The 23,111-nt window shown below is 71.6% G+C and carries 20 protein-coding genes and 1 other RNA gene; 15 read left to right on the forward strand and 6 right to left on the reverse strand.

Annotated features, from left to right (window positions below; translation table 11 throughout):
* Positions 1 to 1,357, reverse strand: a 1,357-nt coding sequence (locus AB0L56_RS24900) for an FHA domain-containing protein (RefSeq protein ID WP_365426705.1), incomplete at its 3' end; no start/stop codon positions are given.
* A 456-nt stretch (positions 1,358 to 1,813) separates the two neighbouring features.
* Between AB0L56_RS24900 and AB0L56_RS24905 the strand changes: the two genes are divergently transcribed.
* The 4 genes from AB0L56_RS24905 to AB0L56_RS24920 all read left to right on the forward strand — a co-directional run bounded on the left by AB0L56_RS24905 (position 1,814) and on the right by AB0L56_RS24920 (position 7,105).
* Positions 1,814 to 3,445 (forward strand): serine/threonine-protein kinase, encoded by a 1,632-nt coding sequence (locus AB0L56_RS24905; RefSeq protein WP_365426588.1) that lies wholly within the window; start codon positions 1,814 to 1,816, stop codon positions 3,443 to 3,445.
* A gap of 109 nt (positions 3,446 to 3,554) precedes the next feature.
* On the forward strand, positions 3,555 to 4,799 hold the full coding sequence (locus AB0L56_RS24910; protein ID WP_365426591.1) for a serine/threonine-protein kinase: 1,245 nt from the start codon (positions 3,555 to 3,557) through the stop codon (positions 4,797 to 4,799).
* 182 nt (positions 4,800 to 4,981) lie between these two features.
* Positions 4,982 to 6,088, forward strand: a complete 1,107-nt coding sequence (prfB, locus tag AB0L56_RS24915) for a peptide chain release factor 2 (RefSeq protein ID WP_361030809.1) — start codon at positions 4,982 to 4,984, stop codon at positions 6,086 to 6,088.
* A 306-nt stretch (positions 6,089 to 6,394) separates the two neighbouring features.
* Positions 6,395 to 7,105: a hypothetical protein gene (locus tag AB0L56_RS24920; protein ID WP_365426595.1), complete on the forward strand. Its 711-nt coding sequence runs from the start codon at positions 6,395 to 6,397 to the stop codon at positions 7,103 to 7,105.
* A gap of 101 nt (positions 7,106 to 7,206) precedes the next feature.
* Here the strand turns inward: AB0L56_RS24920 and AB0L56_RS24925 are convergent, their stop codons facing one another.
* Entirely contained in the window at positions 7,207 to 7,398 is a 192-nt protein-coding gene (locus AB0L56_RS24925; RefSeq protein ID WP_149552954.1) for a hypothetical protein, read from the reverse strand.
* Positions 7,399 to 7,655: 257 nt separating this feature from the next.
* Here AB0L56_RS24925 and ftsE point away from each other — a divergent pair, with 257 nt between their 5' ends.
* The 6 genes from ftsE (at position 7,656) to AB0L56_RS24955 (ending at position 12,712) form a co-directional block, all read left to right on the forward strand.
* Complete coding sequence (gene ftsE, locus AB0L56_RS24930) at positions 7,656 to 8,345, forward strand: cell division ATP-binding protein FtsE (protein ID WP_030224873.1); 690 nt, start codon at positions 7,656 to 7,658, stop codon at positions 8,343 to 8,345.
* A 29-nt stretch (positions 8,346 to 8,374) separates the two neighbouring features.
* Positions 8,375 to 9,292 (forward strand): permease-like cell division protein FtsX, encoded by a 918-nt coding sequence (gene ftsX / locus AB0L56_RS24935; RefSeq protein ID WP_361030801.1) that lies wholly within the window; start codon positions 8,375 to 8,377, stop codon positions 9,290 to 9,292.
* A 68-nt stretch (positions 9,293 to 9,360) separates the two neighbouring features.
* A complete protein-coding gene (locus AB0L56_RS24940; RefSeq protein WP_361030798.1) occupies positions 9,361 to 10,521 on the forward strand; it encodes a S41 family peptidase in 1,161 nt (386 codons plus the stop codon).
* Between the two features lie 72 nt (positions 10,522 to 10,593).
* Positions 10,594 to 11,073, forward strand: coding sequence for an SsrA-binding protein SmpB (gene smpB, locus AB0L56_RS24945; RefSeq protein WP_365426601.1), 480 nt, complete (start codon positions 10,594 to 10,596; stop codon positions 11,071 to 11,073).
* Positions 11,074 to 11,181: 108 nt separating this feature from the next.
* Positions 11,182 to 11,581: a transfer-messenger RNA gene (gene ssrA, locus AB0L56_RS24950) on the forward strand.
* 150 nt (positions 11,582 to 11,731) lie between these two features.
* Complete coding sequence (locus AB0L56_RS24955) at positions 11,732 to 12,712, forward strand: PHB depolymerase family esterase (protein WP_365426604.1); 981 nt, start codon at positions 11,732 to 11,734, stop codon at positions 12,710 to 12,712.
* A gap of 249 nt (positions 12,713 to 12,961) precedes the next feature.
* Here AB0L56_RS24955 and AB0L56_RS24960 read toward each other — a convergent pair whose 3' ends face one another.
* A complete protein-coding gene (locus tag AB0L56_RS24960; protein WP_365426607.1) occupies positions 12,962 to 14,278 on the reverse strand; it encodes an MFS transporter in 1,317 nt (438 codons plus the stop codon).
* A gap of 83 nt (positions 14,279 to 14,361) precedes the next feature.
* Here AB0L56_RS24960 and AB0L56_RS24965 point away from each other — a divergent pair, with 83 nt between their 5' ends.
* The 5 genes from AB0L56_RS24965 (at position 14,362) to AB0L56_RS24985 (ending at position 21,331) form a co-directional block, all read left to right on the forward strand.
* On the forward strand, positions 14,362 to 15,330 hold the full coding sequence (locus AB0L56_RS24965; protein WP_365426610.1) for a LysR family transcriptional regulator: 969 nt from the start codon (positions 14,362 to 14,364) through the stop codon (positions 15,328 to 15,330).
* Positions 15,331 to 15,510: 180 nt separating this feature from the next.
* Positions 15,511 to 17,667 (forward strand): hypothetical protein, encoded by a 2,157-nt coding sequence (locus AB0L56_RS24970; protein ID WP_365426613.1) that lies wholly within the window; start codon positions 15,511 to 15,513, stop codon positions 17,665 to 17,667.
* Entirely contained in the window at positions 17,667 to 19,817 is a 2,151-nt protein-coding gene (locus AB0L56_RS24975; protein WP_365426616.1) for a glycosyltransferase, read from the forward strand. Before AB0L56_RS24970 ends, AB0L56_RS24975 begins: the two co-directional genes overlap by 1 nt.
* 57 nt (positions 19,818 to 19,874) lie before the next feature.
* On the forward strand, positions 19,875 to 21,170 hold the full coding sequence (locus AB0L56_RS24980) for an acyltransferase (RefSeq protein WP_365426618.1): 1,296 nt from the start codon (positions 19,875 to 19,877) through the stop codon (positions 21,168 to 21,170).
* Complete coding sequence (locus AB0L56_RS24985; RefSeq protein ID WP_365426621.1) at positions 21,167 to 21,331, forward strand: integrase; 165 nt, start codon at positions 21,167 to 21,169, stop codon at positions 21,329 to 21,331. The genes AB0L56_RS24980 and AB0L56_RS24985 overlap by 4 nt, the downstream gene beginning before the upstream one ends.
* A gap of 36 nt (positions 21,332 to 21,367) precedes the next feature.
* Here AB0L56_RS24985 and AB0L56_RS24990 read toward each other — a convergent pair whose 3' ends face one another.
* Genes AB0L56_RS24990 through AB0L56_RS25000 form a run of 3 tightly spaced genes read right to left on the reverse strand, consistent with a single transcriptional unit; the run spans position 21,368 to position 22,694 of the window.
* Positions 21,368 to 21,979, reverse strand: a complete 612-nt coding sequence (locus tag AB0L56_RS24990; protein WP_365426624.1) for an IS630 family transposase — start codon at positions 21,977 to 21,979, stop codon at positions 21,368 to 21,370.
* Positions 21,925 to 22,434 (reverse strand): winged helix-turn-helix domain-containing protein, encoded by a 510-nt coding sequence (locus AB0L56_RS24995; RefSeq protein WP_365426627.1) that lies wholly within the window; start codon positions 22,432 to 22,434, stop codon positions 21,925 to 21,927. The genes AB0L56_RS24990 and AB0L56_RS24995 overlap by 55 nt, the downstream gene beginning before the upstream one ends.
* Positions 22,435 to 22,490: 56 nt before the next feature.
* Positions 22,491 to 22,694 (reverse strand): hypothetical protein, encoded by a 204-nt coding sequence (locus AB0L56_RS25000; RefSeq protein WP_365426630.1) that lies wholly within the window; start codon positions 22,692 to 22,694, stop codon positions 22,491 to 22,493.
* Positions 22,695 to 23,111: the final 417 nt, after the last annotated feature.

Raw genomic sequence — 23,111 nt, forward strand, 5'->3', positions numbered from 1 at the left:
GCGTCTGCCCGCCGGGCCCGTGCTGCGGTTGCTGTCCGTCGGCAGCCTGCCCGCCCGGCACCTGCCTGCCGGGAGCCTGTCCGTGGGTGGTCTGCCTGCCGGTGCTGTAGGGCGGCAGCTGCCCGTGGGGGGTGTGCCCGGTGGGTCCCTGGCTGCCGGAGACTTGTCCGCCGGGGGCCTGTCCGTGTCCGTGGGGCGTCTGCCCGCCGGGCCCGTGCTGCGGTTGCTGTCCGTCGGCAGCCTGCCCGCCCGGCACCTGCCTGCCGGGAGCCTGTCCGTGGGTGGTCTGCCCGCCGGTGCTGTAGGGAGGCAGCTGCCCGTGGGGGGTCTGCCCGGTGGGTCCCTGGCTGCCGGAGACTTGTCCGCCGGGGGCCTGTCCGTGTCCGTGGGGCGTCTGCCCGCCGAGCCCGTGCTGCGGTTGCCGCCCGTCGGCAGCCTGCCCGCCCGGCACCTGCCCGCTGGGACCGCCCGGAGTCCAGGTCGGTTCCCCCGGCGCCCCGACGCCCCCCACCTGCCCGCCGGAGATGCCACCGCCGGGGGCCCGGTTCGCCGAGCCGTAAGCGTGATGGGTTGGCCCCTGCGGCGCTTCCATGGGCTCCCTGTGCGCGTGCGGCCCCGCCCCCGTGACCGACCCGCTCGTCACGCCCCCGGGGACTTCCGCACCCGCCGCGTCCCCCGCCGCCCGGGGTCCCGGCACCCGGACGTGTCCCTCCCCGTCCGGTGTCGTCGCCGCCCGCGCCGCGGGTCCCGCCGCCGGGGTCAGGCGGAGGGCCGACTCGCCGATGCGCAGTAGTGCGCCCGGGACCAGGCGGACCGGGCGGGGACCCACGCGCCGGCCGTCCAGGGTGGTGCCGTTGGTGGAGCCGAGGTCGGCGACCGACACGCGGCCGTCGGGGGACACCGTCACCGCGCAGTGCAGCCGGGAGACGTCCGGGTCGTCGAGCGGTACGTCGGCGTCCGCGGAGCGGCCTATGCGGATCTCGCCGCCGTGCAGCAGATGCACCCCGCCCGCGTCCGGACCCGCGACGACATGCAGCCGGGTCGGGGTGTCGTCCAGCTCGGGATGCGGCTCGGGCTCGCCGGGAGCGCCGACGGCCAGCACCGCGCCGTCGATCAGCGGCGGCTCGCCCAGGGTGCAGCGCTGGGCGTCGAGGCGCTGGTCACCGGCGTACAGCACGGGTGTGCCCGAGGAACCGGTCGTGCCGTCGCCGCCGGAGACCGCCGAGGCCAGCGCGGAGGCGACCGCGGCCAGGGCCGTGCCCGCGGGCGCCGTGACCAGCACGTCGCGGCTCGCCGCCCGCTCCCGCGCGGGGGAGGAGGGGCCCAGCGGGTCTACGACGGTCAGCCGGATCTGCATCGCCGTCAGCGGTCCCTTCTGCGCGAGCGCCCGCGACAACGGGGGAAAGAAGCCGCTCCGCGGTCCCCCAACCGCGGACTTCCCCCACCACCACACGCGCACGTACGGCCAGTACTGCACGCATCCTCGCACCTGCCACCGACAACGCGCCCGCCCTCCGGCAGCAAATGATCTTGATTGGTCGGCTCTGCCCGCAAAAGTGCCTGACCAGTGACGCGCCGGTGATCGTTACGGGCTCACTTGAGATCGGTCACGTCCGGCATACGGCAACCAACCGACCGAGTGGAGCGTCTTTCCTTCGAACCGTCGAACACGGACGGGAACCGGCACGTAATAAGAGGGGTCGAAGTCGACCGGCCGGTATTCCGCGCGGCGGCACTACAGTGGGTCGGAACATTCCGCAGCAGGGTGGACCACGGTGTACGCCAGCCAAGCAAGCAGCAGGGAGCGCATGACGTGCGGCCGGTAGGGAGCAAGTACCTGCTCGAGGAGCCGCTCGGTCGCGGCGCCACGGGCACCGTCTGGCGAGCCCGCCAGCGCGAGACCGCGGGCGCCGAGGCGGCCGTACCGGGACAGCCCGGCGAGACAGTCGCGATCAAGGTCCTCAAGGAGGAGCTCGCGAACAACGCCGACGTCGTGATGCGGTTCCTGCGCGAGCGCTCGGTGCTGTTGCGGCTCACCCATCCCAACATCGTCCGGGTCCGCGACCTGGTGGTCGAGGGCGATCTGCTGGCGCTGGTCATGGACCTCGTCGAGGGCCCCGACCTGCACCGCTACCTCCGCGAGAACGGCCCCTTCACCCCGGTCGCCGCAGCCCTGCTGACCGCGCAGATCGCCGACGCGCTCGGCGCCAGCCACTCCGACGGCGTAGTGCACCGGGACCTGAAGCCCGCCAACGTCCTGCTCCGGCAGAACGGCGGCGAGATGCACCCGATGCTGACCGACTTCGGCATCGCCCGCCTCGCCGACTCCCCGGGCCTCACCCGCACCCACGAGTTCGTCGGCACGCCCGCGTACATCGCGCCGGAGTCCGCCGAAGGCCGCCCGCAGACCTCCGCCGTCGACATCTACGGCGCCGGCATCCTGCTGTACGAGCTGGTCACCGGCCGGCCCCCGTTCTCCGGCAGCTCCGCCCTCGAGGTCCTGCACCAGCACCTGAGCGCCGAACCGCGCCGTCCCTCCACGGTCCCCGACCCGCTGTGGACGGTCATCGAGCGCTGCCTGCGCAAGAACCCCGACCAGCGGCCCAGTGCCGAGAACCTGGCGCGCGGCCTGCGCGTCGTCGCCGAGGGCATCGGGGTGCACGCGAACTCCGCGCAGATCGCCGCCGCGGAGAACGTCGGCGCGCTCCTCATGCCCGACCCGACGCCCGCACAGGTGCCCGACGCCCCCGGATCCGCCGACCCGACGCAGGTGCTGTCGCACGGCGCGGGCGGCTACGACCCCAACGGCGCGACCAGCGTCCTGCCGCAGACCGGCGGACCGGCCGGCACCGCCGACCCCACGGCCGTCATGCCCCCGGTGCCGCCCGGGCAGGCCGGCGGGCCGGGGGGACCCGAGGACCCGCACCCCTGGCAGAACCAGCTCCGCGCGGCCCGCGACCGCAACGAGCAGACCCAGGTCCAGTACCTCGACCCGAGCCAGGACCCGCTGCGCCGTCGCCCCCAGCGGCAGGTCGCCCGGCCCCAGCAGCCGCCGCAGCGCCGCCCGCAGCCCCAGCCCGGCCCGGGCTACCCCCCGCAGCACCAGCCCCAGCAGTACGCACCGCCCCCGCAGCAGCCCCAGCCGCAGCGGTACGCGCCGCCGCCGGAGCCGCAGCGTCCGGCCCGCGAGCCCCGGCAGCCCCGGCAGCGCAGCGCCAACCCGATGCGGATCCCCGGGCTCGGCTGTCTCAAGGGATGCCTGTTCACGATCATCATCCTGTTCGTCGCGGGCTGGCTGGTCTGGGAACTGAGTCCGCTCCAGGACTGGATCGGCACCGGCAAGGGCTACTGGGACCAGCTCACCGACTGGTTCGGCACCGCGACGCGCTGGATCGAGGACCTGGGCGGCACGGAGGAGCCCTCGGTCCCCTCCGGCTCCAACTGAGCTTGTTTGCTGATTTGTCGACATCTGGGGGCCGATTTCCGTATCCCCGGTGAAGGCAGGCTGTCCGGACGCGTAGTTTTAGCGACAACACGCGTCGGTAGGAGCAGTCTTGGCACGGAGAATCGGCAGCCGGTACACCGCCCATCAGATCCTCGGGCGGGGCAGCGCCGGCACGGTGTGGCTGGGCGAGGGCCCCGACGGGCCCGTCGCCGTCAAGCTGCTGCGTGAGGATCTCTCCTCGGACCAGGAGCTCGTCGGCCGCTTCGTGCAGGAGCGGACGGCGCTGCTCGGTCTGGAGCATCCGCACATCGTCTCCGTGCGCGATCTGGTGGTGGACGGCAACGACCTCGCCCTCGTCATGGACCTGGTCCGGGGCACGGACCTGCGCACCCGCCTCGACCGGGAGCGCAGGCTGGCGCCGGAGGCCGCCGTGGCGATCGTCGCCGACGTCGCGGACGGGCTGGCGGCGGCCCACGCCGCCGGTGTCGTGCACCGGGACGTGAAGCCGGAGAACGTGCTCCTCGACATGCAGGGCCCGCTCGGCCCCGGCGGCTCGCACCGCGCCCTGCTCACGGACTTCGGTGTGGCGAAACTCATCGACACCCCGCGCCGCACCCGCGCCACGAAGATCATCGGTACGCCGGACTACCTGGCGCCCGAGATCGTGGAGGGCCTGCCGCCGCGCGCCTCGGTCGACATCTACGCCCTCGCCACGGTCCTGTACGAGCTGCTCGCGGGCTTCACCCCGTTCGGCGGCGGCCACCCCGGCGCGGTGCTGCGCCGCCATGTCACCGAGACGGTCGTCCCCCTCCCCGGCATCCCGGACGAGCTGTGGCAGCTGCTGGTGCAGTGCCTGGCGAAGGCCCCCGCGTCCCGGCTGCGCGCATCCGAGCTGGGCACGCGGCTGCGGGAGCTGCTGCCGATGCTGGCGGGGATGCCGCCGCTGGACGTGGACGAGCCGGACGCCGAGCCGGAGGAGAAGAAGGGGGAGGAGATCCCCGCATCCGCTCCCTCCCCGGCCGACGGCGCGCCGGTACGGCGCCGCGGCGCGGTCCCGCTCGTCCCGGGCGCCAAGCCGTCCGACTCCAACCGCGACACGCATACGTCGATGAGGGTGCCCGCCCCCGACGAACTGGCCGGCGGTGCCCGCGGCACGGCCCGCGCCCCCCGAGCGGTCGGCGCCCCCCGCCCCGGCTCGGCCCGCAACCGCGCGGTAACCCGCCGCCGCCGCCTAACCCTGGCAGTGGCGGCGGCCCTCCTAACAGCCGCAGGCGTAGCCACCTGGCTAGCCACAACCAACGACCCCCCCACTCCACCCCAGGACACAAAAAACTCAGCCCCCACAACCCCATAAGGGGCGCGGGGAACTGCGCAAAAAAGGGGGGGGCTGGGGGGCAAAGCCCCCCAGGGACGGGAAGGGAAGGGGCGGCGGGGGCGAAACACCCACACACCCCACCCACCCCCGCAGCACCCCACCCACCCCTCCCCGTCCAAGCCCGGCAAGGGCAGACGCGGGGAACCGTTACGCTGGAGGGCGTGGCAGTCGTCGATGTATCCGAAGAGCTCAAGTCCCTCTCCTCGACCATGGAGTCGATCGAGGCCGTCCTGGACCTCGACAAGCTGAGGGCAGACATCGCCGTGCTCGAGGAGCAGGCGGCCGCGCCGTCCCTGTGGGACAACCCGGACGAGGCGCAGAAGATCACCAGCAAGCTCTCCCACCTCCAGGCCGAGGTGCGGAAGGCCGAGGCACTGCGCGGCCGGATCGACGATCTCGCCGTGCTCTTCGAGATGGCCGAGGAGGAGGACGACCCGGACACCCGCGCGGAGGCCGAGTCGGAGCTCGAGTCGGTCAGGAAGGCGCTGGACGAGATGGAGGTCCGGACCCTTCTCAGCGGTGAGTACGACTCCCGCGAGGCGCTGGTGAACATCCGCGCCGAGGCCGGTGGCGTCGACGCCGCCGACTTCGCCGAGAAGCTCCAGCGCATGTATCTGCGCTGGGCCGAGCAGCGCGGCTACAAGACCGAGCTGATCGAGACCTCGTACGCGGAGGAGGCCGGCATCAAGTCGACCACCTTCTCCGTGCAGGCGCCGTACGCCTACGGCACCCTCTCCGTCGAGCAGGGAACGCACCGTCTGGTGCGCATTTCGCCGTTCGACAACCAGGGCCGCCGCCAGACCTCCTTCGCGGGTGTCGAGGTGCTCCCCGTCGTCGAGCAGTCCGACCACGTCGACATCGACGAGTCCGACCTGCGCATCGACGTCTACCGCTCCTCCGGCCCCGGCGGCCAGGGCGTCAACACCACGGACTCGGCGGTGCGCATCACGCACATCCCGACCGGCATCGTGGTCTCCTGCCAGAACGAGCGCTCGCAGATCCAGAACAAGGCCACCGCCATGAACGTCCTCCAGGCCAAGCTGCTGGAGCGGCGCCGTCAGGAGGAGCAGGCCAAGATGGACGCGCTCAAGGGCGACGGCGGCAACTCCTGGGGAAACCAGATGCGTTCGTACGTGCTGCACCCCTACCAGATGGTCAAGGACCTGCGCACGGAGCACGAAGTCGGCAACCCCGAGGCCGTGTTCAACGGTGAGATCGACGCGTTCCTCGAGGCCGGAATTCGCTGGCGCAAGCAGCAGGAGAAGTAACCTCCAGCGCGCACGCCGATTGTTGACAAGGCAACTGCCGTCCCGGTGACGGCAGTTGTCTTTTGCTTGCCGGGATGTCCGGGATTTACATCACACTCACAGCTTCCTTGTTCCGCAAAGCGCACGTAGCCGGACATGGCGGCACGCAACGGCCTTGACGTTCTTTTGGAAACTGGGAAGGGTGAAGCGTGGCATGCGTATCTCTGGGGCGCATGTGAACCGGGGGCGTTTCACCGCAGCAGCCTCCGTTGATCACGGCCCCGAGCGCCGCCTCACTGACCATGAGCTACTGGGGGTAGCAACCAGATGACCAAGAAGACGCGGATCCGTGTCGCTCGGATCGCGGCGGGCGCCGTGATCGCGGCCGGTGCCTCGCTCACGGCGGCCGGCGCGGCCTCCGCACTCGACATAGGCGTGAGCGCCCAGGCGGACGAAGGCGGCCTGAACGTAGGCATCGAGGCGGAACTCGGGGACGAGGACCCGGGTGAGGGTGACCCTGACCCGGGTTGCGACGTCGGTGCCAACCCCGAGTGCCCGGGTGACGGCGGCGGGGAGTCCGGCGACCCGGGTGACGGCGGCGAGTCCGGTGACCCGGGTGACGGCGGCGAGTCCGGTGACCCGGGTGACGGCGGCGAGTCCGGTGACCCGGGTGACGGCGGCGAGTCCGGTGACCCGGGTAACGGCGGCGAGTCCGGTGACCCGGGTGACGGCGGCGAATCCGGTGACCCGGGTAACGGCGGCGAGGGGCCCACTGAGAAGCCGGGCAACGGCAACGGCGGCAACGCCGCCGACCCCGACGGTGGCGCCTCCACCCAGGAGCAGGGTTCCTCCGCCCTCACCGACACCGGCGAGGAAGGCCCGGCCACCTCGGCCCAGGGCAACGGCAAGGAGCTCGCCGAGACCGGTGCCGCCGAGATGACCTTCCTGGTGATCGGCGCCGCCACGATGATCGCCGGCGGTATCGGCTTCCGGGTGCTGCCGCGCCTGATGACCGGCCGCGGCGGCGCCGCCGCCTGACGGTGGCAGCGCGTGTACGCACCGTACACATGACGTAAGGGCGAAGGGCCCGGGAGCGCCACAGCGCTCCCGGGCCCTTCGTCACATCCCCGTCCCGGGCGTCAGACGGTCTGCTGGGCGAGCAGCGCCACGGCCGCGATCAGCACCGCCAGCAGGGCGATCAGCGTCATGGGGTTCAGCCCGGCGAAGAAGTTCTCCTGCTGCAGCCGCTCGCGGTTCGCGCGGCACACCGGGCACCGGCCCTCGCTCACGGGCGCGGCGCAGTTCGCGCACACCAGCCGGTCATACGTCATGCGCTCGCCCTCCTCGCACCGGATTCACTTGCTCAACGCCCACACGCACGCGAACGTTCCCCGTTCCACTGTGCCAGGTTCCCACGGAAGCCGCGCCGGATCGCTCCCGGACAGGTGGCCGGGAGACGGGCGCGCCCGCGGCGCCGTGGGGGCCACAAACGGCGCATCTCTCCCGCAACCCCCTCCGGTGCCTGCACTCGCCTCCCCGGTTCGCGTATGGTCACGCTCATCTACCCCCGGCTACCCGTGGTGCATCCGTGATCCGATTCGACAACGTGTCCAAGGCCTACCCCAAACAGAACCGTCCTGCCCTCAGGGATGTCTCCCTGGAGGTCGAAAAGGGCGAGTTCGTGTTCCTCGTGGGGTCCTCCGGCTCCGGAAAGTCCACCTTCCTGCGGCTGATTCTCCGCGAGGAGCGGGCCAGCCACGGGCAGGTCCACGTCCTGGGCAAGGACCTCGCCCGCGTCTCCAACTGGAAGGTGCCGCAGATCCGGCGCCAGCTGGGGACCGTCTTCCAGGACTTCCGGCTGCTCCCCAACAAGACGGTCGCCGAGAACGTCGCCTTCGCGCAGGAGGTGATCGGCAAGTCGCGCGGTGAGATCCGCAAGTCCGTGCCCCAGGTGCTCGACCTCGTCGGGCTCGGCGGCAAGGAGGACCGGATGCCCGGCGAGCTCTCCGGCGGTGAGCAGCAGCGCGTCGCCATCGCGCGGGCCTTCGTCAACCGGCCCAAGCTGCTCATCTGCGACGAGCCCACCGGCAACCTCGACCCGCAGACCTCCGTCGGCATCATGAAGCTGCTCGACCGGATCAACCGGACGGGCACCACCGTGGTGATGGCGACGCACGACCAGAACATCGTGGACCAGATGCGCAAGCGCGTCATCGAGCTGGAGAAGGGCCGTCTCGTCCGCGACCAGGCACGCGGCGTCTACGGCTACCAGCACTGACGCTCCACGGAAAGGCTTGATCAGACGCCATGCGCGCCCAGTTCGTCCTGTCGGAGATCGGCGTCGGTCTCCGCCGCAACCTGACGATGACCTTCGCCGTCGTCGTCTCCGTCGCCCTGTCGCTCGCCCTGTTCGGTGGGTCGCTCCTCATGAACGACCAGGTGAACACCATGAAGGGCTACTGGTACGACAAGGTCAACGTCTCCATCTTCCTGTGCAACAAGAGTGACGCCGAGTCCGACCCCAACTGCGCCAAGGGCGCGGTGACCGACGACCAGAAGGGTCAGATCAAGACCGACCTGGAGAAGATGTCGGTCGTCGACTCGGTGACGTACGAGTCGCAGGACGAGGCGTACAAGCACTACAAGGAGCAGTTCGGCGACTCCCCGCTGGCCAGTTCCCTCACTCCGGACCAGATGCAGGAGTCGTACCGCATCAAGCTGAAGGACCCGGAGAAGTACCAGGTCATCGCCACCGCCTTCGACGGGCGGGACGGCGTGCAGTCGGTGCAGGACCAGAAGGGCATCCTGGACAACCTCTTCGGGCTGCTGGAGGGCATGAACATCGCCGCCCTCGCGATGATGGCGCTGATGCTGGTCGTCGCCCTGATGCTGATCGTGAACACGGTGCGCGTCTCCGCGTTCAGCCGCCGCCGCGAGACCGGCATCATGCGCCTGGTCGGCGCCTCCGGCTTCTACATCCAGACGCCGTTCATCATGGAGGCCGCGGTCGCCGGACTGATCGGCGGCACGCTCGCGTGCGGCTTCCTCCTGGTCGGGCGGTACTTCATCATCGACCACGGACTGGCCCTGTCCGAGAAGCTGAACCTCATCAACTTCATCGGCTGGGACGCCGTCCTGACGAAGCTCCCGCTGATCCTCGCGACCAGTGTGCTGATGCCGGCGTTGGCCGCGTTCTTCGCGCTGCGCAAGTATCTGAAGGTGTGACTCTTGCCAAGAGGGGGCGTGCGGCCAACCGGCCGTGCGCCCCTTTGCGTTGTCCTAGACTCACCGGCATGTCAGGTCGTGCCCTGTTCTGCCAGCCCCGCCGCATCGGCCGCGGGGCCGCCCTGACCTTGGTGTTCGCCGGCGTGCTCGTCGCCGGTGCGGCCACCGGCAGCCTGCCCGGGACCGGCCACGAGAACCCGGACGACGGGGCCCGTCCGGCCGCCCCCGTAGGCCACCACGCGGACGTCGCACGGGCGGCGGAGGAGGCCGCCGCGGACGGCATGTCGCCCATGGAGGCCGCCCAGCGCGCCGTGAGCCGCAGCGGAGACCGCTGGGCCGCCGTCTACTCGCCGGGCGAGTACGAGGAGTTCGAGGAGTCGCTGGACGGCCGGTACACCGGCGTCGGCCTGTGGGCCCGCGAGCGGGACGGCCGTATCGAGGTGACGAAGGTGGGCAGCGACACGCCCGCGGCGGAGGCCGGCATCCGCGCGGGGGACCGGCTGCGCAGCGTCGACGGGCGACGGGTGGACGGCCGGCCGGTCACGGAGGTCGTCTCGTTACTGCGCGGCGACACCACCGGAGAGAGCGCCGGGACCACGGTCCGCCTCGGTCTGGAACGCGGCACGCGCGCGTGGCACGAGACCGTACGCCGGGCGCGGCTGTCCCGGGACACCGTGACCGTCCGCGAGCTCCCCTCCCGGGTCACCGTGATCAAGGTCGGCGCCTTCACCACGGGCTCCGGCGAACAGGTCCGCACCGCGGTGCGGCAGGCCCCGGCCGGCGCCGGGATCGTTCTCGACCTGCGGGGCAACTCCGGCGGACTGGTCGCCGAGGCGGTCACCGCGGCCTCCGCCTTCCTCGACGGCGGACTGGTCGCCACCTACGACGTCGACGGCGAGCAGCGCGCCCTGCACGCCGAGCCCGGCGGCGACACCACCAGACCCCTGGTCGCGCTTGTCGACGGCGGGACGATGAGCGCGGCCGAGCTCCTCACCGGCGCCCTGCAGGACCGCGGACGGGCGGTCGTGGTGGGCTCCCGCACCTTCGGCAAGGGCTCGGTCCAGATGCCGACCGAGCTGCCCGACGGCTCCGTCGCCGAGCTGACCGTCGGCCACTACCGCACCCCCTCCGGCCGGGGTGTCGACGGCCACGGCCTCACCCCCGACCTGGAGGCCGACGAACAGGCGCTGCAACGGGCCGAGACGGTCCTCAGCGGACTCGGCCGCTAGCCTCCGCCCGGGCGCACGGTCTGTAATCGGCTTCCCGCGGACCCCCTCCGTAGTGCGAAAATGGGCGGCACTATGGCTAAGGAAAAAGGACGCAAGCTGATCGCGCAGAACAAGAAGGCGCGGCACGACTACCTCGTCATCGACACCTACGAGGCCGGCCTGGTCCTCACCGGTACCGAGGTGAAGTCCCTGCGCCAGGGACGGGCGTCGCTGGTGGACGGCTTCGTCCAGCTCACGGACGGTGAGGCATGGCTGCACAACGTGCACGTGCCGGAGTACACCCAGGGCACGTGGACCAACCACAGCGCGCGGCGCAAGCGCAAGCTGCTGCTGCACCGCGAGGAGATCGACAAGCTGGAGTCGAAGTCCCAGGAGACGGGACACACCGTCGTGCCGCTCGCCCTGTACTTCAAGGACGGCCGGGCGAAGGTGGAGATCGCGCTGGCCAAGGGCAAGAAGGAGTACGACAAGCGGCAGGCGCTGCGGGAGAAGCAGGACCGGCGCGAGGCGGAGCGGACGATCTCGGCGATCCGCCGCAAGCAGCGGGCCTGACACCCCCCGGGAATGGGCTGGCACGGTCGTGCGTTGGTCACGTACGATGGCACCTGCACCCCACCGAGGGTGCGCGCCCCCTCTTGCGAGGGTTTGAAAAATCAACATGGGGATGATCGGTTTCGACAGCGGTTGTCGAGGCAGGGGAAGCGTGTCGAGGAAGCGGCCATGATCTCGTAAACCACAGGCCGAAAAAAATAATCGCCAATTCCAAGCGCGATTCCTCCCAGCAGGCCTTCGCCCTCGCTGCCTGATCTCAGGTAGCAGAGCGAGCCTCCTACTACGGGAGTGTCAGCCCGGGGGTGTTCCCGACCCGGATCCTGGCATCAGCTAGGGAACTAAACCTTGATCCCGGTCACGGGGTGAAGAGGGAAACCAAACAGTGACTGAGCCCGTCGGAGACTTGTCCGCGTGATCTCCGGGGCCGAGAAAAGCGAAGCGGACTGCACACGGAGAAGCCCTGGTTCTGCACCGTTGGACGCGGGTTCGATTCCCGCCATCTCCACTCATCCCATGTGGGCACGGGCCCCGTCGCGTCGAGCGGCGGGGCCTTTGTCATGAGCGGCCGCCTTCGTTACGAGGGCACATGATCAGGGCCCGGGGATATGGGTTCCGAACCCATATCGGTCGGTGATGCGCGCTTCTACGTTCCCTCCCCATGACACAGACCAGAGCCGCACTGCGCCCCACCGTGCTGACGGCCCTCCTGGCCGCCCTCCTCTCCGTCCTCCTCGCCCCCGCCCCGGCCTCCGCCGCCTCCCTCCAGGAGGTCACCGGCTTCGGCGGCAACCCCGGCGCCCTGAAGATGTACCGGTACGTCCCCGACGGGCTGCCCGCCGGCCGGCCCGTGGTCGTCGCCCTGCACGGCTGCACCCAGAACGCCGCTGGATACGCCGAGGGCACCGGCTGGACCCGGCTCGCCGACCGCTGGGGCTTCTCCGTCGTACTGCCGCAGCAGCAGAGCGGCAACAACCTCAGCCAGTGCTTCAACTGGTTCCAGAACGCCGACATCCGGCGCGGGCAGGGCGAGGCCGCCTCCCTCGCCCAGATGGTCGACCGGCAGCTCGCCGACGTCTCCGGCGACTCCTCGCGCGTGTACGTCACGGGACTGTCCGCCGGCGGCGGGATGACCGCCGTGATGATGGCGGCGTACCCGGAGAAGTTCGCCGCGGGCGGCGTCGTCGCCGGGCTGCCGTACGGATGCGCCCAGGCCGCCGGATCGCCGTACGTGTGCATGTACGTCGGCGCCACCCAGACGCCCGGGCAGTGGGGCGACCGGGTGCGCGCCGCGCGGCCCGGGTACACCGGCCCCTGGCCGGCCCTCACCGTTCTGCACGGCACGGCCGACCGCACGGTGCAGCCCGCCAACATGACCGATCTGGTGGAGCAGTGGACCGATGTGCACGGCGCCGACCGCACCGCCGACGTCAGTGACACCGTCGCCGGTCATCCGCACCAGGTCTTCCGGGGACCGGGCGGTGACGCGGTGGTCGAGACGTACGGCCTGACCGGCATGGGACACGGCCAGCCCGTCGACCCCGGCAGCGGGGACGAGCAGTGCGGGACGGCCGGGGCGTACTTCCTGGACGTGGGCCTGTGCGCCGCATACCGACTCGGAAAGGCCTGGGAACTGGGCTGAACTGGCCACCCGCCGCGGGGTGCCGTGCTCGCCCGCGGCGGCAGCAGGGTGGCGGTGGTCCCCCGTACGGGCGTCGAGCAGCGGGCCGATACGAGCGGTCAGCGCATGCAGCTCGCGCAGCAGCCCCCCGGCGACCGCACGGGTGGCGTCCGCGCCGGTCCCGCACGGGTTCGCTGCGGAGGCGAGCCGGTGCCGGTCGGCGGCCGAGGTGAAGCCCTCCACCAGCCGCCGCGGGTGTGCGTCATTGGGTCAATGGGCCGGTAGGGAATCGTTGGAGCGGTTCGACGGCCCGAACGGGACGACGGTGCACAGGGCGACGAGCAGGGCGATCGTGGCCGCCGCCACCGGCACGCCGTATCCGGCCGTCGCCGAGACGTGCTCCACCGTCCAGCCGCCGGCCGCGCTGCCGCAGGCGATGCCGCCGAGCAGTCCGGTCACCGCGAGCGTCATGCCCTCGTTCAGCCGGCCCTCGGACGTGCACCGCTGCACCAGGGTCATGGTGGTGACCATCGTCGGGGCCGTCGCCATCCCGGCGGCCAGCAGCGCGGCGGCCAGGACCAGCAGCGAGCCGGTGAGGCCGGCCGCCAGCAGCGGCAGAGTCATCAGCACGGTCATCCCGGCCAGGCACCACGGCAGCAGCGACCGCTCGGACACCGCCGGGCGTATCGCCCCGAACAGCAGCCCCGCCGCGCAGGAACCGGCCGCCTGGAGCGCGAGCACCACACCGGACGCCGTGCGGTGCCCCTGGGCGTCCGCGAACGCGATGGTGACGACCTCCATCGAGCCGAACACCGCGCCCGTCGCCAGACACACGGCCAGCAGCGGGCGCATGCCCGGCGCCCGGAACGGCGCCCGCGCGGTGGAGGCCCGGACGGCCGGCGGCTCGGTCGACCGCTGGGCGGTGAACAGCAGCACGCCCGTCAGCAGCAGCACGGCGCCCACGAGGGTGCCCGCCTCCGGGAAGAACGTCCCGCACAGAAAGGCCGCGAGCACCGGGCCGAGCATGAAGCACAGCTCGTCCGCCGCCTGTTCGAACGAGTTGGCCGTGTGCAGCGCCTTGGGGTCCCCCTTCAGCAGGTGGGCCCAGCGGGCCCGGGACATGCCACCGGTGTTGGGCGTGGTGGCGGTGGCCGCGTAGGAGGCGAACAGCGTCCAGTCGGGGGCGCCGTGACGCACGCAGAGCAGCAGCGCGAGGGAGCCGAGCACGGCGAACACCGTGGCCGGCAGGGCGACACGGGCCTGCCCGTACCGGTCGACCAGACGCGCGGTCCAGGGCGCGACCATGGCGGTCGCCGCCAGGCCCGCCGCGGTGACGGCGCCGGCGAGGGCGTACGAACCCCGGGTTCCGGCGATCATCACCACCGCGCTCACGCTGAACATGCCCATCGGCAGCCGGGCGATCAGATTCCCCGCCGTGAACGCGCGGGCACCGGGCAGCGCGAAGAGACGGCGGTAGGGGCCCCTCGCGCGGGGCCCGCTCCGGGTGCGCGGGCGGAAGTCGGCGGCGACCAGGGTATCGGCGGTGACGGTGAGCAGGGGAATGTCCGGGGAGGGCGGCTGAGGCATGGCTCCACCGTCGCCCCGGGGCGGGCGGTCGGTCCAACACCTTCCCGGTGCCGATTCACGCACCTGTGTTGTAAGTTCGCGGGATGTCGGCCCCCGCCCACCTCGACCCGCGCCTGCTGCGCGCCTTCGTGACCGTCGCCGAGGAACTCCACTTCACCCGGGCGGCCGTGCGCCTCTACGTCGCCCAGCAGGCGCTCAGCCGGGACGTACGGCGGCTGGAACGGGAGTTGGGCAGTGATCTGTTCGTCCGCAGCACCCGCCAGGTGACGCTCACCGCCGACGGCGAACGTCTGCTGCCGTACGCCCGCGCGGTGCTCCAGGCGCAGGAGGACCTGCTCGCCGCCGCCGGACGGAGCCGGCCGCTGCTGGTCGACCTCAACTCCCCCGGCCTGGAGACCCCGCGCCGGGTGCTGCACCGGGCCCGTGAACTCGCCTCCGGCCACGAGCTGATGGCCCGCTACGAGAGTGGGCTGACCGGCGCCGCGGGGGAACTGCTCGCGGGGCGGCTCGACGCGTCGTTCGGACGGTTCGCGGGACTCGCCCCCGTACTGCGGTCCGGACTCGAACACCAGCCCGTGCGCTACGAACCCATGGCGATCGTGCTGCCCGAGGACCACCGGCTGGCCGCGCTGCCCGAGGTGCCGCTGGCCGAACTGGCCGGCGAGACGGTGTACGCCGGGGCCGGGAACCCCCGCACACCGGAGTGGACCGACCTGGCCCGGCAGCTGTTCCGGGGGCGGGGGATCGCGCTCGCGCCGCCGGCGCCGCTGGCGGTCGGCGACGAGGAGTTCCAGCGGATTATGGCCAGAACGCGTCACCCGGTCCTCACCGTCGTGGACTTCCCGCCGCTGCCGTCGATGGTCCTGAGGCCGCTTGTGGACCCCGTTCCGCTGTCGCCGGTGTCCCTCGTATGGCGTAAGGGGCTGATTCACCCCGCCCTGGAGGGACTTCGGCGGGCTGCGGCCCTGGTCGGCGCGGAGGAGGGCTGGTTGAGGATCCCCGTGGACGGATGGATTCCGGCCGACGACTCTGTCGTGATGGCGTCCCCGTGATGTCCCGCAACTGACACGAAAGCTCACGCGGCAAACACGGAACCTCCGCGTGCGCTACATTCAATGCCTGAGCACAGTGTGATAAACGGGGCGCTCGGAGCGGGTTGGGGGCCCGGACCGGCGGCAAGTGCTCAGGTCGTACGCGCACCCGGATCTGTCCCTGGGGGGAAGTGCGTGCGCGTGGAAAAGTGGCGAAATGACGCCCAACCCGAGAAGCTTGAGGACGCAACGGCGGCCGACGAACTTCCGGAGGGCGAGGATGACGGGGACTCCGCGGAGACGGACTCGATCGAGGAGCGCTGGGCCCGCATCGGAGTCTTCCCCACCGTGAACGACAAACCACCGCACGGCCGAAGGCCCGACGCGGACCACACGGTATCCCTCCGCACGGACTCCGTGCGCGCCACGCTCCCGCACAAGGACCGCCCGCCGGCCACCCGCGACGAGCAGGCGTCCGCCCCGCAGGACGCCGACCGTTCGGCCCCGCTGCGCGACCGGCGCACGCCCGCCCCGCGCGAGGCGGACCGCACCACGGCCCTGCGCCGCGAGGAGCCCATGGACACCCCGCGCGACGCGGCCGGCACCGGGTCACCGCGCGGCGAGCGGACGAGCGGCGCGTCGGCGGCACGCCCCGGCCGCGCGGACGCCCCGCGCGTCGCCGCCACGGCGTTCCCCGACGAGGACGCGTCCTCCCCGCGCGAGGCCCGGGACGCCGACCGTTTGGCCCCGCTGCGTGACCGGCGCACGCCCGCCCCGCGCGAGGCGGACCGCACCACGGCCCTGCGCCGCGAGGAGCCCGTGGACACCCCGCGCGACGCGGCCGGCACCGGGTCACCGCGCGGCGAGCGGACGAGCGGCGCGTCGGCTGCACGCCCCGGCCGCGCGGACGCCCCGCGCGACGCCGCCACGGCGTCCCCCGACGAGGACGCGTCCTCCCCGCGCGAGGCCCGGGACGCCGACCGTTCGGCCCCGTTGCGCGACCGGCGCACGCCCGCCCCGCGCGAGGCGGACCGCACCACGGCCCTGCGCCGCGAGGAGCCCATGGACACTCCGCGCGACGCGGCCGGCACCGGGTCACCGCGCGGCGAGCGGACGAGCGGCGCGTCGGCGGCACGCCCCGGCCGCGCGGACGCCCCGCGCGACGCCGCCACGGCGTTCCCCGACGAGGACGCCCCCTCCCCGCGCGACGCCCGTGACGCCGAGACCCCGCGCGGTGAGCGGGCGCCGGGCCAGCGGAACGTGGACCGGACCGCGCCCTCCTGCGGCGAGCAGGCGGACGGCCCGTCGACTTCGCGCGGCGACCGCGCGGACGCGGGTCGTGTAACCCCTCCGCGCGACGCGGACCGACCCGCGGCACTGCTCCACAAGGAGGCCGCCGACGCACCGCATGGTGAGCGGGCGGCCGGTGCGCGCGACGCGGGCCCGGTCGCCAAGTCGCCGGACGGGGAGCAGACCACGGTGCTGCGCAGTCCCCGTGCCGGGGCGAAGAGCCCCTGGTCCGCTTCGTCCGCGGACGCCGACGCCGCCGTCGGGGCCACCGTCCGCGACCCGTGGCAGGAGGAGCCCTCCGGCGAGGCCGTCGCGGCCACGCACGATCCGCACGAGGTGACCGTTCAGCTCGACGCCGTGCAGTTCAAGGACGGTGTGCTGCGCCGGGCGCCCGCCCGTCCGAACGCGGCTCAGGAAGGCTCCGACGGGCCCGTGTTCGTCGACGAGTCCGGCCGCCGTAGCCGCAGATACCGCCGTATCGGCATGTCCATCGGTCTGCTCTGCGCGGGCTACGCCGTCGTCATCGTCGCCACGCTGCTCTCCGGCACGTCCGACGCCCCCTGGCTGCCCGTCCCCGGACAGCAGCAGGAGCAGAAGCCCGCCGGCAAGGTGGAGACCACCCCGAAGCCCGGGGAGACGGCCGCCACCCCCGGCGCCGGCACCAGCCTCCTCCCGGGCGGTCCCCCGAGCCCGGGCGCCCCCACCCTGCCCAAACCCGGCGCCAGCATGGCAGGGCCCGGCGCGACCGCCGCCCCGGACCGGCCCGGCGCGACCGCCGACCCGAAGCCCTCCCAAACCGGGAAGACCCAGAAGCCGGGCACCGGACCCGGCGACGGCCCCACGACGCAAGCCCCCGCCGAGACGCCGACCACCGCGCCGGCCGACCCCCCGCCGCCCGTCGACGACCCCACTCCGGGGCCGACCGCCCCCACGGACGGCGGTGCCGGCGGCACCGGTGCCGACACCAACGCCGCCGCCCCCGCCCGTCCGGTCGCCGCCGAGGGCCCCGACGCCGAGCCGGAGCCCTCCGCCCCGCCCGCCGCACCGTCCCCGGAGTACGTCCTCTGATGGCATCCCGAATCCGCCGCCGGCTGTCCTTGCGGCTGCTGCTGCCGGTGCTCTTCCTCGTCGCCCTGATGGCGATGCTCATGCTCCGCGGCTATGTGCACAGCGAGATCCTCGCCGACCACCGCGTCCAGTCCCCGGCCGCGTCCGACCGGGTGCCGGACAAGGTCCTGGAGGGCGGCCCGGTCCTGGACACCCGCGGCGGCCGCGCGGAGACCCTGCGCGTGCCCGACGGTCATGTCGTGCTCACCTTCGACGACGGCCCCGACCCGGACTGGACCCCCAAGGTCCTGGACGTGCTGAAGAAGCACGACGCGCACGCCGTCTTCTTCGTCACCGGAACGATGGCCTCCCGCTACCCCGACCTGGTCCGCCGCATGGTCGACGAGGGCCACGAGATCGGTCTGCACACCTTCAACCACCCCGACCTCGCCCTGCAGTCCAAGGAGCGCATCGACTGGGAGCTGTCCCAGAACCAGCTCGCCATAACAGGCGCCGCGGGCATCCGCACCTCCCTGTTCCGGCCGCCGTACTCCTCCCAGGCCGGCGCCATGGACAACAACTCCTGGCCGGTCACCCAGTACATCGGTGACCGCGGCTACATCACCGTCGTCAACACCCACGACAGCGAGGACTGGCGCAAGCCCGGCGTCGCCGAGATCATCCGCCGCTCCACGCCCCAGGACGGCGAGGGCGGCGTCGTCCTGATGCACGATTCCGGCGGCGACCGCCACCAGACCGTCCAGGCGCTCGACCGGATGCTGCCCGACCTGAAGGACAAGGGCTACGCGTTCGACAACCTGACCGAGGCCCTCGACGCGCCCAGCGCGCACTCCCCGGTGACCGGCCTCGAGCTGTGGAAGGGCAAGGCCTGGGTCTTCCTCGTCCAGGCCTCCGACAACATCACCGGCGTCCTCGTGGTCGGCCTCGCGATCATCGGCTTCCTGGTCATCGCGCGCTTTGTCCTCATGCTCGTCCTGTCCGCCGTCCACGCTCGCAAAGTGCGCCGCAAGGGCTTCGCCTGGGGACCGCCGGTCACCGAACCGGTGTCGGTGCTGGTGCCGGCGTACAACGAGGGCAAGTGCATCGAGAACACGGTGCGTTCCCTCGTGGCGAGCGACCATCCCATCGAGGTCATCGTCGTCGACGACGGCTCCAGCGACGGCACCGCGCGGATCGTGGAGTCCCTGGGCCTGCCGGGCGTCCGGGTGGTCCGCCAGCTCAACGCGGGCAAGCCGGCCGCCCTCAACCGCGGTGTGGCCAACGCCCGTCACGACATCATCGTCATGATGGACGGCGACACGGTCTTCGAGCCGACCACCGTCCGCGAACTGGTGCAGCCCTTCGGCGACCCGCACGTCGGCGCCGTCGCGGGCAACGCCAAGGTCGGCAACAAGGACAAGCTGATCGGGGCGTGGCAGCACATCGAGTACGTGATGGGCTTCAACCTCGACCGCCGGATGTACGACGTCCTGCGGTGCATGCCCACCATCCCCGGCGCCGTCGGTGCCTTCCGCCGCTCCGCGCTGGAGCGGGTCGGCGGCATGAGCGACGACACCCTCGCCGAGGACACCGACATCACAATGGCCATCCACCGCGACGGCTGGAAGGTGGTCTACGCGGAGAACGCCCGCGCCTGGACCGAGGCACCCGAGTCGGTGCAGCAGCTGTGGTCCCAGCGCTACCGCTGGTCCTACGGCACCATGCAGGCGATCTGGAAGCACCGCCGCGCGCTGATCGAGCGGGGCCCCTCGGGCCGCTTCGGCCGCGTCGGACTGCCGCTGGTCTCGCTGTTCATGGTCCTCGCCCCGCTGCTGGCCCCGCTGATCGACGTATTCCTCATCTACGGCCTGATCTTCGGCCCGACCGGCAAGACGATCCTGGCCTGGTTCGCCGTGCTCGCCCTCCAGGCGGCCTGCGCGGCCTACTCCTTCATCCTCGACAAGGAGAAGTTCACCCCGCTGCTCTCCCTGCCCCTGCAGCAGATCCTCTACCGGCAGCTGATGTACGTCGTGCTGCTGCAGTCCTGGATCACGGCCCTCACCGGCGGCCGGCTGCGCTGGCAGAAGCTGCGGCGCAAGGGCGGCGTCTCCGCCCCGCCCGGGGCCTCCGCCCAGCATCCGCAGGCCCTGGACAGCAGTCCGGTGGGGTAGACCGCCCCGCTCCTCCACATCCCGCCAGTAAGGCGGCGCACCAGGAAGACCACGCTCGTGAGCGCACCCCTCCTGCCGACCGACACAGACGGAACCGACGGAACCGACGGAACTCACGGAACGGTTCATGCGGGCGGCCGGGACGGGGCGGACAACGCGTCCCGGTCCGAACCGGCCGTACGCCAGCCCGCCCGCGACCGCTACTTCGACCTGCTCCGCGCGGTCGCCCTCTTCCGCGTCGTCCTCTACCACCTGATGGGCTGGGCCTGGCTGCCCGTCGTCTTCCCGTCCATGGGCGTGATGTTCGCCCTGGCCGGGAATCTCATGGCCCGCTCCCTGAAGCGGCCCGCCGTCCAGGTCGTACGGGGCAGGATGCGCCGCCTGCTGCCCCCGCTGTGGCTGCTCGGGGCGATCGGCGTGACGGGCATGCTGGCGCAGGGCTGGAGCCCCGACGACGACGGCCACCCCGGCTGGTGGTTCCTCCACCTGACCTTCTGGGTGCTCCCGCTGAGCGACCCGCCCTACGCCGAGGGCGTCGCCGGGATCCAGGGCGTGCTCGGCGAGGACTGGGCCTCGGAACTCGCGGGCCCCCTCTGGTACATCCGCGCCTACCTCTGGTTCGTCCTGCTCTCCCCGTTGCTGCTGAAGCTGCTGCGCGTCCGGCCGTGGCCGGTGATCGTCGCCCCGCTCGTGCTGTCGGCGGTCCTGGAGGCCGGCTGGCTCTCGCTCCACAGCGAGCGGATCGACTCGGCGCTCACCGACTTCAGCACGTTCGGCGCCTGCTGGCTCCTCGGCATGGCCCACCAGCAGGGCGTGCTCAAACGCCTCCCGCAGTACATCGTGCCCTCCCTGGCGCCGCTCGTCGCCGCCTTCGCCCTCTGGTACGCCTTCCACCAGGGCTTCAAGTCGGGCTACGACCTCGACTCCATCCCCTTCGCCCAGGCGGTGTGGTCCTTCGCGACCGTCCTCCTGCTGCTGCACATCAGCCCCTCGTGGGCCGAGTGGCCGAGCGCGCTGCGCCGCTGGGACCGGCTGATCACCCTGCTGAACTCCCGCGCGGTGACGGTCTACCTCTGGCACAACGTGTGCATCCTGACCGCCGCCACGCTCTACGACCGGCTGTGGGGTTTCGAGACGCTGGAGCTCAACGTTCCCTGGCTGCTGGAGAGTTCCTGGCCGGTGCTGGCCCTGACGTGGATCCTGATCTCGGGCTGCGTCCTGGCCTTCGGCTGGATGGAGGACATCGCCGCCAAGCGCCGCCCCCGCCTGTGGCCGGACGGCTCCTCAAACCGCTGCGAAACCCGCCGCCGCGGCCGGAGCCACGCCCGCGCCAAGGCGTCGACCTGGTCGTGATCAAGGAACTCCTCGAACACGTCCACATCGGCGTCACCGCCACCGTCTACGCCCACGTCCGACTCCGCCTCCAACGCCAAGCCATCGACACCCTCGGCGACAGCCTCAGCCGGGCCGACGACGACAACGACGACCCGCCCACCGCAGCCGTCGTCCGCTGACGTTGCCGCTGACGTTGAAAGGGTGGGGTGACTGGGCTACGGGGGCTCCAGCGCCAGTCCGGTCTCGGCGATGAAGCCGTCGAGGACCTCGGGTCGACGTTGGATGCCGCGTAGCCGGTTCCTCACGAGCGGAGTGAGGTCTTCGATCGCGCGGGGTGCAAGGTTGGCCAGGGACTTCTTCAGGTGGGCCCAGACGCCTTCGACGGGATTGAGGTCGGGCGCGTAGGGCGGGAGCTTGACGATGGTGAGCCAGTCGCTGTTGCGGTCGCAGAACTCCCGCAGGGCCTTGGCGTGGTGGGTGCTGGCGTTGTCCCACACCACGATCAGCGGCGCCCCGAGTTGTCGGTGGGTATCGGTGAGAAGGGCGGCGAACTCGCGAGCCCTGAAGCCCTTCTTCTCGCCCGTACGGCTTCGGTATGTCTGCGTCCGGTAGATCAGACGGGTCTCGCGGCCCGGTCTGAGGCAGATCATCCCGGCCATCAGGACCCGGCCCGAGCCCTTCCCCGTCACCTTGATCACCGGAGTCCGGCCACGCCGGGACCATGTACGGCCCTTCGCAGGCTTCAGGTCCTGCCCGGCCTCGTCCTCGAAGACTATCCACGCGCCCAGGAGCTGGGCCGTCCTCTTACCCGCGACTCCGTCCGCCACCGCACGATCGTTTGCTCGTCGCGTTCGACCGCCCGGTGCGCGGGCACCTGCGGCGACCAGCCCAGCCGGTGCAGCAGATACGACACCTCACGCGGGGTGTACCGGTGGCCGAACAGGCGATGGATCAGCTCCGCGACCCTGGCAAGGGTCCACCGCTGGTCCTCCATCCAGCCGTGCGCGGCCGGGTCGGCCTCCAACTCGACCTGCAGGCGTTCCGCCTGGCCATCGCTGAGCTGACACGGAAAGCCGCCGGCCCCCTTGGACACCAGAGCCGCTCTGCCGCCCTTGCGCCAGGCAGCGTGCCAGGCGTACGCCGACTTCCGCGACACCCGTAACCGGCGGGCCGCCTCCGGCGGCCGCACCCCCTGCTCGAACATCTCCGCGGCCTCGAAGCGCACCGCTTCACGCTTCGCCCGCCCCGCAGCGGTCAGACCGCCGCCATCCGCGTACCTCATGACGAGGATGTAGCACCACCAACGCCCGCTGTCACCCCACCCTTTCAACGTCAGCGTCAAGAACGGTCGAAGACCGGAATCTCGACCTCTTCCGGATCTACGCAGAGGTAATCTTCTGCCCCTTCAAGAATGAAGCCGAAAAAATGTCGGAGAGCCTCATTCCCCAGGTCGATTGGATGGAACGGAAGTCGATAGCTACTCGCCCGAACCGGGCGCTGACCATTCCAGAAGGGCTGCTCGAATGGGAACTTCTGTCCCACGTCCTCGATCACTCCTGATCCCGGACTCATACTTACCGCCCGAAAGGGCCCAGTCGGGGACCAGGCAAAAATCGAAGCCCAATCTTCGGAGCTCTCCATGCATACCGCATACGCACTCCTCTTTCCAGCCAAGCGGGCAGCCTCACTCGCGAGGTCGCTTGGGTGATCCCGGGCTATCTTGCGCGAGCAAACAACATCAAAGCGCGGGAAACTCGCCACACAAGCCGCCCCGTCCTCGGGCCAGACAGCCAGGTCTAGTGGACGTACGCCCGACTCGCGAGGAGTGCCCCCCAGAAACCTCGCTGCAAGGTCCAGCGACCTGGAACGATCCCACCCAACAGCACCACGGAAGAGACCTTCCGGACGCTCATCCGTGAGCACCAGAATGGCAGCCTTAGATCCCATCGGAACCTCCGC

The organism is Streptomyces sp. NPDC052079 (genome assembly GCF_040680275.1).
Taxonomy (GTDB): domain Bacteria; phylum Actinomycetota; class Actinomycetes; order Streptomycetales; family Streptomycetaceae; genus Streptomyces.